Source organism: Pseudoalteromonas sp. HM-SA03, from assembly GCF_002289345.1.
GTDB lineage: Bacteria > Pseudomonadota > Gammaproteobacteria > Enterobacterales > Alteromonadaceae > Pseudoalteromonas.
In genome coordinates this window covers 1-13,561 of the sequence record NZ_NSDG01000002.1, presented here as the reverse complement: position 1 = coordinate 13,561, position 13,561 = coordinate 1, and the positions used below count along the sequence as shown (strand labels likewise).

7 protein-coding genes are annotated in these 13,561 nt (G+C 38.7%); 4 read left to right on the top strand and 3 right to left on the bottom strand.

The window, feature by feature from the left end; genetic code table 11:
- Positions 1 to 374: 374 nt before the first annotated feature.
- Positions 375 to 1,697, top strand: coding sequence for an HD domain-containing phosphohydrolase (locus CKO50_RS00045; RefSeq protein ID WP_095726507.1), 1,323 nt, complete (start codon positions 375 to 377; stop codon positions 1,695 to 1,697).
- 258 nt (positions 1,698 to 1,955) lie between these two features.
- Here CKO50_RS00045 and CKO50_RS00040 read toward each other — a convergent pair whose 3' ends face one another.
- On the bottom strand, positions 1,956 to 4,994 hold the full coding sequence (locus CKO50_RS00040) for an FAD-binding and (Fe-S)-binding domain-containing protein (protein WP_095726506.1): 3,039 nt from the start codon (positions 4,992 to 4,994) through the stop codon (positions 1,956 to 1,958).
- 139 nt (positions 4,995 to 5,133) lie between these two features.
- Between CKO50_RS00040 and CKO50_RS00035 the strand changes: the two genes are divergently transcribed.
- Positions 5,134 to 5,340: a PGPGW domain-containing protein gene (locus CKO50_RS00035; protein WP_095726505.1), complete on the top strand. Its 207-nt coding sequence runs from the start codon at positions 5,134 to 5,136 to the stop codon at positions 5,338 to 5,340.
- A gap of 34 nt (positions 5,341 to 5,374) precedes the next feature.
- Here the strand turns inward: CKO50_RS00035 and ppsA are convergent, their stop codons facing one another.
- Complete coding sequence (gene ppsA, locus CKO50_RS00030) at positions 5,375 to 7,750, bottom strand: phosphoenolpyruvate synthase (RefSeq protein ID WP_045990095.1); 2,376 nt, start codon at positions 7,748 to 7,750, stop codon at positions 5,375 to 5,377.
- A gap of 143 nt (positions 7,751 to 7,893) precedes the next feature.
- On the opposite strand from ppsA, the gene CKO50_RS00025 reads away from it, so the two are divergent.
- On the top strand, positions 7,894 to 8,703 hold the full coding sequence (locus CKO50_RS00025) for a pyruvate, water dikinase regulatory protein (protein ID WP_095726592.1): 810 nt from the start codon (positions 7,894 to 7,896) through the stop codon (positions 8,701 to 8,703).
- A gap of 31 nt (positions 8,704 to 8,734) precedes the next feature.
- On the opposite strand, the gene CKO50_RS00020 is transcribed toward CKO50_RS00025, so the two are convergent.
- Positions 8,735 to 10,090, bottom strand: a complete 1,356-nt coding sequence (locus CKO50_RS00020; RefSeq protein ID WP_095726504.1) for a class II 3-deoxy-7-phosphoheptulonate synthase — start codon at positions 10,088 to 10,090, stop codon at positions 8,735 to 8,737.
- 2,466 nt (positions 10,091 to 12,556) lie between these two features.
- Here CKO50_RS00020 and CKO50_RS00015 point away from each other — a divergent pair.
- Positions 12,557 to 13,423, top strand: a complete 867-nt coding sequence (locus CKO50_RS00015; RefSeq protein WP_095726503.1) for a DNA replication terminus site-binding protein — start codon at positions 12,557 to 12,559, stop codon at positions 13,421 to 13,423.
- The last annotated feature ends 138 nt before the right edge of the window (positions 13,424 to 13,561 follow it).

The following is a 13,561-nucleotide window of genomic DNA, read 5'->3' as shown; positions in this document are numbered from 1 at the left end:
GTTAACAATAACAACATAAACCTAACACATAAATTCAATATGGCAACAACATTTTTCTCTATCTGGTAACGTTAACGTAAACGTAAACTAAAGCGTGTCTTTCATCAAAATGTAACACTAAATTATTGATTAATATGCTTAGTTTTGGTTCGCTGACACATGAAAATAAAACTGTAATTATTTAATATTAAGCGATAGTTACTAGCCTACTTCTCTAAACTTAATACAGCTACCAGCTTGTTTCTTAAGCATATATTAAAAAGTTATTAATAAAGTTGAAGAGTAATATTAGACTTAAGGCGTATTTTAACGGTTTCTTGTAGAGCCTTGCTTTTTGAACTAAGTTTAAATTAATTCATTTAGGAGATTGAACCTTGGAATTTGGCGAGCTATCAACGACTTCAAATGAAGCGATACGAGTGCTTTGTCTCGATGATGAGACGAATGTGATACGGTCGTTAAATCGCTTATTTCGTCAAAATGGAATACATGCTGAGCTCTGTAGTGATCCACAGCAAGCTTTGGCGCTGATCCGAGACTCCTCTTTTGAAGTTGTTATTAGTGACATGCGGATGCCTGAAATGGATGGCGCCACATTTTTGTATGAAGTAAAGCGCATTTGCCCAGATACGCAACGGATATTACTTACAGGATACTCGGATCTTGCTTCAACAATTAAAGCCATTAATGAAAGTGGGATCCATGCATACATTCAAAAGCCTTGGGACAACGATATACTCATACATACCGTGAGAGAATGTTCAGAGAAATACAGGTTAAAAAGTGTAAATAAGAGATTAAATGAAGAGATAGTGCAAAAAAATGCGCAACTTACGGAGTTAAATGAAAATCTTGAAGGACTTGTACAAAAACGCACTACACAGATCCGAAAAGTATTAAGTCAATTAGAGCAAGCTAATCAAAAAGAACATAAGGAACATAGGGCTACCGTCGAGTTACTTTATAATTTTCTGAATGCAAATCCGTTTATCGATGGTAAAAAAGCGAAGAACATTGCCAAATTATGTAAGATCATAGCTAAGAAGCTAGAACTTTCTAATGAATTAGCAGAAACGGCTATGATGTCTGGGTATTTAGCTGAAGTAGGTTTACTTGCAATGGACCCTGAAATTTATAAATTGCCATCAAGAAAGCTAAGCGACGCACAAAAGAAAATTTATTATACGCATCCTTCCATTGCACAACTTATGTTGATGCCTGCGCAGCACTTATCTGACGTATCCGAGACGATTTACCACCAATTTGAAAAATTTAATGGCCAAGGGATCCCAAAAGGTCTTAAAGGAAAAGAAATTCCTTTGGGTTCACAAATACTTGCAGTCGCTCGAGATTATTATGACAATTTATACAGCGCCAACGGTTCTGATAAAGAGAAAGCCGATTTAGCGCTAGATCTTATTCGAGCTTATAGGGGAAATTTCTACTCCCCTGAAGTCGTTGATATTTTAGAGAAGGCTGTAAGTAACAACGAGCTAGGCCAAGAGCAAGTCGGTTCGGTTGATATATTGACAACTGAAAAACTCAAGCCAGGTATGATATTGGGCTTAGCGCTTCACAGTAATCAAGGAATTTTACTGCTACCGAAAGGCCATACTTTTACTGATAAGTCGATAGATAAACTTAAGCAGCTGGAGACACAACGTCCGATCCCTTTTCGAATTATGGTCAAACGATAATAATAGCTTATCGGCGACTGCGCCATTGAATACTTGTTTGCTGATATTGTGTAGATAATAGTAAATATAGCTTTTGAGTCTTTAATTGGATCAGTACTATTGAACCATGAAATTATCGTGGCTCGAGAATAAATGAATTCTATTCGTGCAATACACTCTAGAGAACACATCATACCAAGTGTGGATTAGCTCAATTTATCTTCGGCTAAAACTATTTATAAAAAAAGCCCAGTAAGCTGGGCTCGTTTAACTACTATATTAATCTAGTAGTTTATTAAGTGCTTGAAGCGGGTGCTTTGGTTTTTGTCCACTAAAGCGTTTAACTTGACATCGACAAGAGAAGCCAGTCACTAATACTTCATCCTGAGCTGCGTTATCAATATGATGCTGCCATGAGGATTCGTAGAGCGCTCTTGAATTTTCTTGGTTTTGCGCTTCGTGGCCATAAGTTCCCGCCATGCCACAACATCCCGTATTAACAGCTTCTAACTTAGAGTTCAACTTATTAAAAATACTTTGCCAAACACTTTTAGATTCAGGCATTGCTGTGGTTTCTGTACAGTGACTTATCAATGTAAATTTTGATGGATTGATTGTCGCAGCCGTTGGGATATCGACAGTTGAAAGCCATTCATGCGCCAATTGTACCGTAAAGTCCCCCCTACCCTCTTTAAGAATGTCATTATATTCATCGCGATAGCACATCACCAAAGAAGCATCGAGCCCAACTAAAGGCCTGTTATATTCGCTGATTCTATTTAAAAACTGTGCTGCAGTCTTTGCAGTCGATTTAAACTCCTTTAAAAAGCCTTTAACGTGTTGAGGCTTACCGTTTGGTTTAAATGGTAACACGAGTGGATAAAACCCAAGTTTTGATATAACTTGCACAAAGTCCGATACTAATTCTGCTTCATAGAAACTGGTAAACGGGTCTTGAACAACAAATATCACGCTTTGTTGATCTTTATCGCTTAACTTTTCAAAACTGCGCTCTGAATAGAAGTGTTTGCTTGGCACTAACTTACTAAGTTGAACCTTACTCAACACTGGCGAGTCAATATAGCCGATCATCCGTTCAACGAAAAAGTTGGATATGCGATTACGTTGCAAAGCGTTAACTAAATTTGGAAACTTAGCCATGGTAGGTAGTGCACGCTCTATATTCGCAACTAAGTAGTCTTTAAGCGGACGATTGTAACGGCTGTAGTAAAAGTTTAAAAACTTAGCTCGGAACGTAGGAACATCGACTTTTATTGGGCATGCCGTTGTACATGCTTTACAGGCTAGACATTCATCCATTGATGCTTTAACTTCATGGGAAAAGTCATATTCGTTTTTCTTTCGCGTATTGAGAAAACGCTCCCACCAAGTAGTATCATTTTCATGATTGATTAATTGCTTTTCTGCAGCAATCAAATCGACCCCTTTATTGTGTTGGAGTCTTAACCACTCTTTAAATAACCCAGCACGTCCTTTTGGAGAGTTTCTACGGTCTTTGGTTACCTTGTAAGACGGGCACATTGGTGAGTTGTCATCATAATTAAAGCAAAGTCCATTACCATTGCAATTGATCGGTGCTTCGTAGTTGACTTTTACTTCAGTTGGGATTGTTCGGTCAAACCAAGCTCTTTTCTGCGCATCGACTGACACTAATTGGTCATTTGAATCCAGTGGTGTACAAATTTTTCCAGGATTTAAGCGATTGTTTTTATCAAACAAACTTTTAATTTTACGAAGTTCATTAAATAGTTGCTCACCGAAAAACTCGGGGCCATATTCACTTCGATAACCTTTTCCGTGCTCACCCCACATTAGTCCTCGGTATTTTGCAGTTAACGCCACTACTTTATCTGAGATCACACGTAGTAGTTTTTCCTGTTCGGGATCGCACATATCAAGCGCTGGGCGGACGTGTAAAACACCGGCGTCAACATGACCAAACATACCATAATCTAATTGGTAACTATCAAGTAACTCTCTAAATTCAATGATGAAATCAGCAAGGTTTTCAGGTGGAACGGCTGTATCTTCAGCAAAAGCAAGTGGTTTTTTACTACCTTTTGCGTTACCCAATAAGCCAACTGATTTTTTGCGCATTGCATAGATCTTAAGGATATCTGCCTTGTCATTGGTAAGTTGATAGCCAATAACACCTGCTTCTTTGTTCGCAATAAGCTGATCTAACCGTTGACATAAGCTATCGACTTTGGAGGAAATTTCATCTTCGGATTCGCCATTAAACTCAACCATGTTAAGACCTTGCATCTTAACACCTGGTACATCTTGAATTAAGTCCGATACTGAATGCCAAATAATGTCTTCTTTAGCAAGACCTAGAACTTTACTGTCTACAGTTTCGACCGATGTAGCATTAGCGGAAACCAAGAATGGGCTGTTTCTAAGCGCTGATTCAAATGAGTCATACTTAATATTGATTAGGGTTTTATATGGCTGAATTGGCGTTAAATTAAGTTTTGCTTCGGTTACAACACCAAGCGAACCTTCAGAACCCGTAATAATTCGAGATAAATCAAAAGTAGTTAGTGAACCATCGAATACATTTTCGAGGTCATAACCGGTTAAAAAGCGGTTCAGTCTTGGAAATTTTTCAAGTATAAGTGCTCGATTGTTTCGACAGATCTCAATGACATTCGCATAAATGTGAGAAATCTTTGAATTCTGCTCAGCTAGTAGCTCTGCTTTATCGATTGCTAACTTTGAGGTATTTAGCTCTGTACCGTCCACTAAAAAGGTTTTTAGCCCAAGAATATGATCGCTTGTTTTGCCATAAACGAGTGAACCTTGGCCCGACGCATCAGTATTAATCATACCACCAATTGTTGCTCGGTTACTGGTGGAAAGATCTGGAGAAAAGAAATAGCCGTAAGGTCTTAGAAAGTCATTAAGCTGATCTTTGATCACACCCGCTTGCACTCGAACCCACCCTTCTTTTTCATTGATCTCAAGAATTTCTCTCATGTGTCTCGATAGGTCAATCACGATACCGGGCGTAAGTGATTGCCCATTAGTACCGGTTCCTCCACCTCTGGGGCCAAAGGTGAGAGACAAAAATGGATCTTGTTGGGCGATTTCAAGTGCAAGTTGTACGTCTCGATTTGTTCTAGGAAACAATACGGCTTGAGGGATTTCCTGATAGATACTATTGTCGGTTGACGTAACAAGACGAGTTGCATAACTCGTATCAATGTCCCCACTAAAACCTGCATCACTTAGTTTGCTTTGATAGAGGTTGGTAAGTTCGTTTGCAGAATCCTGCTGACTAATATTTGCGATCATGACGGTATATTTTACTTGCTTTGAATTAATTGTATCACGAAGGATTAATGATCAACTTGAGAATTTTATGGTTTGTTACAATTGGAAATAGTTTATTTCACCACACACCATATACTCTTATTGTATAGGAGGAAATAACATGAAAATTATTTACGACCTTGTTGGTATTATATTTTGTATTCTAGCATTGATCTTCTTTGTTGTGCCCGGTCCATCGGTTATCTTTTTGCTGGCGGCCCTGGTGTGTTTCTCGATGAATCATGAAGGCGCAAAGAAGCACTTAAAAAATGTGCAGCGTTTGTTTAAGCTTGGCTGCGAAAAGTTAGATAGGACATTTCAGAAATGAAATGGCCCCAATGTGTTGCATTGGGGCCATTAAATTATTTAGTAAACTTTTCAGCTAGATAAAGCCAAGTTTCAAGTACTGTATCTGGGTTAAGTGAGACAGAGTCAATGCCCTCTTCAACTAACCAAGCAGCAAAATCTTCATGATCCGATGGACCTTGGCCACAAATACCTACATATTTGCCTTTCGCTTTAGCAGTTTGAATTGCCATTGAAAGCAGTTTCTTGATAGCTGGATTTCGCTCATCAAACAGATGCGCAATAAGACCTGAATCGCGGTCAAGACCAAGTGTTAACTGGGTAAGATCATTCGAACCAATCGAGAAGCCGTCGAAATATTCTAAAAACTCTTCAGCAAGCAGGCAGTTAGATGGAAGTTCGCACATCATAATGACTTTTAAACCATTCTCGCCACGTTTTAGACCATGAGCTTCAAGGATTTCAATAACTTGAGCTGCTTCTTCTAGGGTACGAACGAATGGGATCATGATTTCAACGTTGGTTAAATCCATCTCGTTGCGAACACGTTTGATGGCTTCACACTCTAATGCAAAACACTCTCTAAAGTCTTCAGAAATGTAACGAGATGCGCCGCGGAAACCAATCATTGGGTTTTCTTCTTCCGGCTCATACTGCTGACCGCCAACCAAGTTTGCATACTCATTTGACTTAAAGTCAGACATCCGAACGATTACACGCTCTGGAGCAAATGCCGCACCTAGCGTAGAAATACCTTCAACTAGCTTGCTGATATAGAACTCTACTGGTGATTCATATCCCGCGATTAGCTCTTTAATCTCAGCCTGTAGCTCTGCATCTTGCTTGTCAAAATGAAGTAGTGCTTTAGGGTGAATACCAATCATACGGTTGATGATAAATTCAAGACGCGCAAGGCCGATACCTGCATGTGGTAACTTCGCAAAATCAAACGCGCGATCTGGGTTACCCACGTTCATCATTATCTTCATTGGAATAGCTGGCATTGAATCGATGCGAGAAGAAATAACATCAAATTCAAGTTCACCTTTGTAGATATAACCTGTATCGCCTTCTGCACATGATACTGTTACCGTGTCACCATTGGTGATCAAATCGGTTGCATTACCACATCCAACCACGGCAGGGATCCCCAGCTCACGCGCAATGATTGCAGCGTGACAAGTACGGCCACCACGATTTGTTACGATAGCAGAGGCACGCTTCATGATAGGTTCCCAATCAGGATCCGTCATATCAGTAACAAGTACATCGCCTTGCTTTACCGAGTCCATTTGATCAATTGAAGACAGGACTTTAACTACGCCTGAGCCAATCTTATGACCGATTGCACGACCTTCAACAATAACTTCAGACTTTGATTTTAGCTGAAAGCGTTCCATTACGTTCGCATCTTCATTTGAACGGACTGTTTCCGGACGAGCTTGAACGATGTAAAGCTTACCGTCGTTACCATCTTTTGCCCATTCGATATCCATTGGACGACCGTAGTGCTTTTCGATAATAACAGCTTGCTTTGCTAATTCTTCTACTTCTGCGTCTGTAATCGAGAATTGGTTAGATAGTGCCGAGTCTACATCAACAATCTCAACTTGTTTACCGTGAGACTCGTCACTTGAGTAGATCATTTGGATTGCTTTTGAGCCAATATTTCTCTTAAGAACAGCAGGTTTTGCTTTTGCAAGCGTTTGCTTATGAACATAAAATTCATCTGGGTTTACTGCGCCTTGAACTACCATCTCCCCTAAACCATAGCTAGAAGTAACGAAGACAACGTCTTCGAAGCCTGATTCGGTATCGATTGAGAACATAACACCAGACGATGCTTTGTCTGAACGCACCATACGCTGAATACCAGCAGAAAGCGCCACGCCTCTGTGATCATAGCCTTGGTGTACGCGATAAGAAATTGCACGGTCATTGAATAGCGAAGCAAAAACATGCTTGATAGCGACCATTACGGCATCAATGCCACGAACATTTAGGAAAGTTTCTTGTTGGCCAGCGAAGGAAGCGTCTGGCATATCTTCTGCTGTTGCTGATGAACGAACAGCAAAGGAGACATCTTGGCTTGCGTCACCGTGTAACTGGCTATACGCCTCACGGATTGCTTTATCTAATTCTGGTTGGAATGGTGTATCGATAACCCATTGTCTAATCTGGGTGCCGACTTTGGCTAATTCGTTGACATCGTCAACATCAAGAGTATCTAGGATTGAGTGGATTTTTTCATTGAGGCCTGATTGCTCAAGAAATTCATTAAACGCATCAGCAGTTGTTGCGAATCCACCAGGTACTTGTACACCAGCGTTAGCAAGGTTAGATATCATTTCACCTAGAGAAGCGTTTTTACCACCAACTCGAGGTACATCTTGCATACCCAACTCTTGATACCAGAGAACGTAGTCTTGCACGGAACTGTCTCCAAAACAAATTGTATTAAATGTGAGAGATTAATTGACCTTTCCACTTGGTCAAGGGCATTCTACAACGGTAAGGCAGTCTTCGTAAACCGCGATGGCTTATTTTCAACAATTTCTGAATGAATAATAGCAAAATGAGAACAGCATTTTATATTTCCGATGGTACCGCAATCACCTCTGAAGTGTTTGGTCACGCAACGCTTTCAATGTTCCCTGTAGAATTTAATCATCAAACGATACCATTTGTAGAAACAGTAAAAAAAGCAAACGAAATCAAAAAATTAATAGACTCTGTTGCTGAGACTTCAGGTCAGAAGCCATTGGTATTTTTCACATTCGTTAATCCAGAATTATCCGATATTATTTTATCGTCACAAGGGGTTTGTTACGACTTTTTATCTTATGCGAGCGAAATAGTAAAAAGAGAGCTAAAAGTTCAGCCGGTGCCAAAAATGCACCGCACGCATAGCATTCACGAGTCTTCTTATGATTTTAGAATAGATGCAGTTAACTATGCACTTGCAAATGATGACGGCGCAAATATTAAAGATTATGACGAAGCAGACATCATATTGGTTGGCGTCAGCCGCAGCGGTAAAACGCCGACTAGCTTATATTTAGCATTGCAATATGGAATCAAAGCCGCAAATTATCCAATGACAGAAGATGATTTAGAAAGTGGAAGACTACCCAAATGTCTGGATAAATACAAAGGTAAGCTCTTTGGTTTAACCATAGACCCAGAAAGACTAGCCGCAATCAGGCAAGGGAGAATGGCAAACTCCAAGTACGCATCTATCAGACAATGCCGGATTGAAGTCAAAGAAGTCGAGATGCTATTTAAAAAGAATAAAACGCCTTACTTGAACAGTACACGCTATTCCGTTGAGGAAATATCAGCAAAAATTATTTCTGAAACTGGGCTAAAGCGTCATAAATACTAAAAAGGCCGCAATGCGGCCTTTTGTTTGTTATCTATACTGTCTTACGAGCGTCTTTTAGTAGATCAGCAACTAAAAAGCCTAACTCTAAAACTTGGTCTGCGTTTAGACGTGGATCACACTGGGTACGGTAACGCTGAGATAAGTCTTCGTCTGATAGTCCGTAGGCACCACCAACACACTCAGTGACGTGCTGCCCTGTCATTTCTAAGTGCACACCACCAGGATAGCTACCCTCAGCTTTATGCACTGCGAAGAACTGACTGATTTCTCTTAGGATATTGTTAAAACTACGAGTCTTATATCCTGTGCTCGCTTTTTCAGTATTTCCGTGCATCGGATCCGAAGTCCAAATAACTTTGCGGCCTTCTTCTTGAACTCTACGAACTAATTTAGGCAGTTTTTCCGGCAGCACATCTGCACCCATACGTGTGATAAGTGTTAGACGACCAGGAATGTTATCTGGGTTAAGCGCATCGACAAGTTTAATTAACTCATCTTCTTGCATCCCTGGGCCAACTTTTACGCCAATTGGGTTTTTAATACCACGGAAAAATTCGATATGTGCGTGATCTAATTGACGCGTACGTTCACCAATCCACACAAAATGAGCAGAACAATCGTACCAGTCTCCTGACAAGTGGTCTCGTCTAGTTAACGCTTCTTCATAACCTAGCAGTAGCGCTTCGTGTGAAGTATAGAGTGGAGTTTCTTTCAGGCTTGGCGCTACGGTTGAGTCGATACCGCATACTTCCATAAACTCAAGTGCTTCTTGAATACGCTCAGCGAGTTGTTGAAACTTATCTTTTAGTGGATTTGCAGCTACGAAACTCATATTCCAGCGATTTACTTGATGCAGATCTGCAAGACCACCCTGAGCGAACGCGCGAAGTAGGTTAAGTGTTGCCGCTGATTGGTGATACGCCTTCATCAATCTATCAGGGTCTGGGATACGTGCTTCTTCAGTAAACTCAAAGCTATTAACGATATCACCACGATATGAAGGTAACGAAACACCATCAATAGTCTCGAAATCTGAAGAGCGGGGCTTAGCATACTGCCCTGCCATTCGAGCAATTTTAACTACCGGGCATTTACCGCCATATGTTAATACGACCGCCATTTGCAAAAGTGTCTTGAACGTATCACGAATATTAGCGGCACTAAAATCTGAAAACGATTCTGCGCAATCACCACCTTGCAATATAAAAGCTTTACCTTCGCAAACATCTGCTAGGCTCTTATACAAGCTTCGCGTCTCTTCTGCAAAAACGAGCGGTGGTGCTGAATTTAGTTCTTTTTCAACTGACTTTAACTTTTCTGAATTTGGGTATTCAGGTTGCTGCAAGATAGGTTTATCTCTCCAGCTATTTGGGCTCCAATTAGCCATTGTATTTTCCTCATTCCAATATGTGTTACCACCATTGAACAGTACCCCAAGCCCTCTTATTCATCAAGGAAAAACTTTCGTTTGTTTTCTCTAAAGAACACATCATACTATATGCTGTTTATTACTTTGAGGCATTTGCTAAAACTGTTTAAAAAATTAATCAACATACAACCCTCATTAAAATCTGATGGTTTTTAATACATCTCTCCAGCGAGCACAGAAGCGGACTTAAAGTTGACGAATATCAGACTGTTATAACCTGATCTTTACACTCATTTTAGAGTGAATTGAAGGCTCTGGAACCTATACCAATATCAAACATAATCTTGTCGATGTCTTGTTTTTCACTTTGAGTGCCTTGATTAGTAGCGCTGACGGATGGAAGTAAATTCCAGAATTTGTGAGCAAGCGGAATCCCGCCCTACCTCTTCAGTAAATCGTCCTACAGGGCATTTATATACAAAGACGACACACTGACTGCAGCTGTAATATTATGTTAAATTGATGGTTTATTTAAGTTTAGGCTAATAGTCCTTCATATTTTATGAGTAAGAACGAAGCAGAAAAAAATGGGTCATATAGTGATAGTTATGAGTACTAATAACATATGCTATATAGTTTTTGGAAGTAATAACGCGTATAGATACTTCCAACAGACCTCTCCTCTAATTAGATCTCAATACTGAAAAAATTTTTCTTCAATGTTCTGGGTTATTCAAATTAAATAAATTTTCTTGATTAAGCTATCTCATTGAGGCGACGAAGTCTCGCCGAGAAATCGAGTAACGCAGTGCTTATCTCTATAACCAGATAAAATAAGTAAAGTATTCTACTGTCAATAAAGGTGGTATTGATAACAAAAATACCACCGAGTTTGCTCTTGACCCTCACTCTTGTCTTTATGTCTAACACAACGATTTTTTTCTTACAGTATCTAGTCTAGGGATAGTCACTTTGCCTAAAATAATTAGGTATAAGGTTACTCGCTGAATAGCTTAATGCTATTTTCCTTTCCAAAAATTTCACTAGTTTCGGGACAGTTAATTTCAGAAATATTTTCCCACGAACAATTTTCACATCTAGCATGACTTGTTCGCAACCAAGCTGTTCAGACGTTTGAAAAGATCCCTGTCTACTTTGCTCTTCGACAATCAAACCATGAACTCAGATATGAAAACTGTATGATATTGAAATAGCCAAAGCACATGAAATGTTTCTTCTATCTACTCATGTTTTTCGTTTTTTAACTTTGCTACAAATCGAGTACTGCATTGACATTAGTATTTATTCCGGCGAAGTTTGAATAATAGTAAGCAATCACTGAAGTAGCTGATTTAGTTATTATAAAGTTAGTACTAGCGTTCCAGCTTCGAACTGTACATGTGCATGTAGCAAAAGAAACTTGTACTATAACCGTCTTCGTGTTTTAGTCAGGTACGACAACAAAAGTGCGGATGTTACTCGAAGATTCATAGCCAAGAAAAAGAAGTGGTACGGTTGTTCTCTTTGAAAGTGCAAAATTAAACTCAGTGTTCTACTCTATAATTTATCTAATCCCTTTAAAGGATCCCAAATGATGCTTATTGCAAAGTGAGTACACACTTACCAACCATCTATCATCTTCCCTTTCCGGCCTAACTAGAATTTACCAATCCTTCATGCCTTCGGGAAAGTGCTCGGTCGCAACGAAATAAGTGAATACTTACTATTGTTTTTCACGACTAAAATCTTGAAGCAGAAGAAGACAATGCCTGAATCAACAAGTTGACTTTAATTTATAAAAAAGAGTATCATCACGAGGAACTTTAAAGAACACATCATACATTTTTGATGATTTATATAGAATCAATACCAAATTTAAAAATTAATCAAAGAACTGATAAGTACCGTTGTCATTCTAAGTGGTTTCTAGCCACCGCTTTTAAGTGACTATTGTCTGTTAAGAACTCCCTCCAAAATTTATCAACACCCAATTTGATAGGAGAAGTCCAAAAAATTTGATATAATTTAGCCTACATAAAGGAACACATCATACAAATGTTAGTAAAACAATCTCTGCTCCACAAAACTAATTAGCAATTTCACCAAGACAACATAGAATCATTTTCAAATTCACTAGTTGATATTTTATTTCTCAAAAAACCTAAGACGCTTCGAATAAAAGCTTAATAAGTGAAGATAAATATGAGCTATCAGAGTATTTCTGATATAATTAATACACCCCTGTGGGAACACATCATACTTTTATAAATAATAGGCATATACCTCATCACTAAAATATTCATGAATAATTAATCAGATATCTAACTGATATTCTAATAAGGTATCCAACTTAATTTGGCAAATGCAGGTCTAGTACAAATGATATTGTTAGTTTGTTCCATTAGGTACTCATAGTAATATCGCTTAGCGAGATTTCATTCTTTTTGGTATAATGTAAAAGAGATAATAGGAACACATCATACAATGAATAAATTTAATATACGTTCAACTTTCGATATTCTTAACGAACATATTAATCAGCTATGCCATGAACTGACTAAAGCCGATATAAAAAAGGCAACTTTTTATGAACTGCCTGATATAAAAAAGCAAGATGAAGAAATCGCTCCAACAAATATAACTGTTACAAAAATAGAAGGTGAAAAAGCACTCTCTAAATGTTTAGATGCTTATCGCGATCTCTATTTAAATGACCGGGAAAGCGGAAAGTTGTTGCAAAGGTTCCCAGGTCTTCTGTTAGTAAATGACCCTGAAGAAATTGTCAAGTCTAGGGTGAATGCTGTGAATCTTGCCAAAGAAAACTTTAAAAGTGCAATTCTGGAAATTTCTAATAATGACGCTAGATTCGAAGCTGTTCATAGTGCAGTTCCTAACTTAATGACTTTGGCTGCCTATCGAAAAATACATAGCGAATCCACAGCCCCCTATTCCGTCCGGTTTACCTGGATGAAAAAACATGCAACCAGAGTTTTGAGTAAAGAGCTGGCTATGGAGATGTTGAATCGTTCTTCACTATATTCAAATCCAAGGATGATAGACCAAGAAAAGTGGAAACACCTCGTAGAAAAAGAAAAATATAGAGTTGCTTGTCTATCAGAAAATGCAAAGCTCAGAATTAGAAGACCAACTAGAGTAACACCAGAAGTGAATGTTAGATATACAGCTCAAAAGCGCTATCATGTAAGTGCCGCACTTCCATTTATACTCTTTAACCCGCATCCAGACACGAAACTTGGAGAGTTATGCGATTTTTCACAAAAAGATGATCACCCTAGAAAGCGAGAGTACAACTTTCTAGTCGATAGAATTTATTTAGAGAGATTTGAATAATAATGAGATATTCCACACAGAATTTAATGATGTGACACAACTTAACATAATATTGATAGATAAGCATATGTAACTCCCCCAAAAAATGAAACAGTTTATAAGTAGAATTTTCCATTAACTAAAATAGGAAAATTTACG

What these genes read in the sequence shown, in the direction of transcription:
- CKO50_RS00040 (WP_095726506.1), bottom strand. Translation starts at nt 4,994, where the DNA reads ATGATCGCAAATATTAGTCAGCAGGATTCTGCAAACGAACTTACCAAC.
- CKO50_RS00035 (WP_095726505.1), top strand. Translation starts at nt 5,134, where the DNA reads ATGAAAATTATTTACGACCTTGTTGGTATTATATTTTGTATTCTAGCA.
- CKO50_RS00025 (WP_095726592.1), top strand. Translation starts at nt 7,894, where the DNA reads ATGAGAACAGCATTTTATATTTCCGATGGTACCGCAATCACCTCTGAA.
- CKO50_RS00020 (WP_095726504.1), bottom strand. Translation starts at nt 10,090, where the DNA reads ATGGCTAATTGGAGCCCAAATAGCTGGAGAGATAAACCTATCTTGCAG.
- CKO50_RS00015 (WP_095726503.1), top strand. Translation starts at nt 12,557, where the DNA reads ATGAATAAATTTAATATACGTTCAACTTTCGATATTCTTAACGAACAT.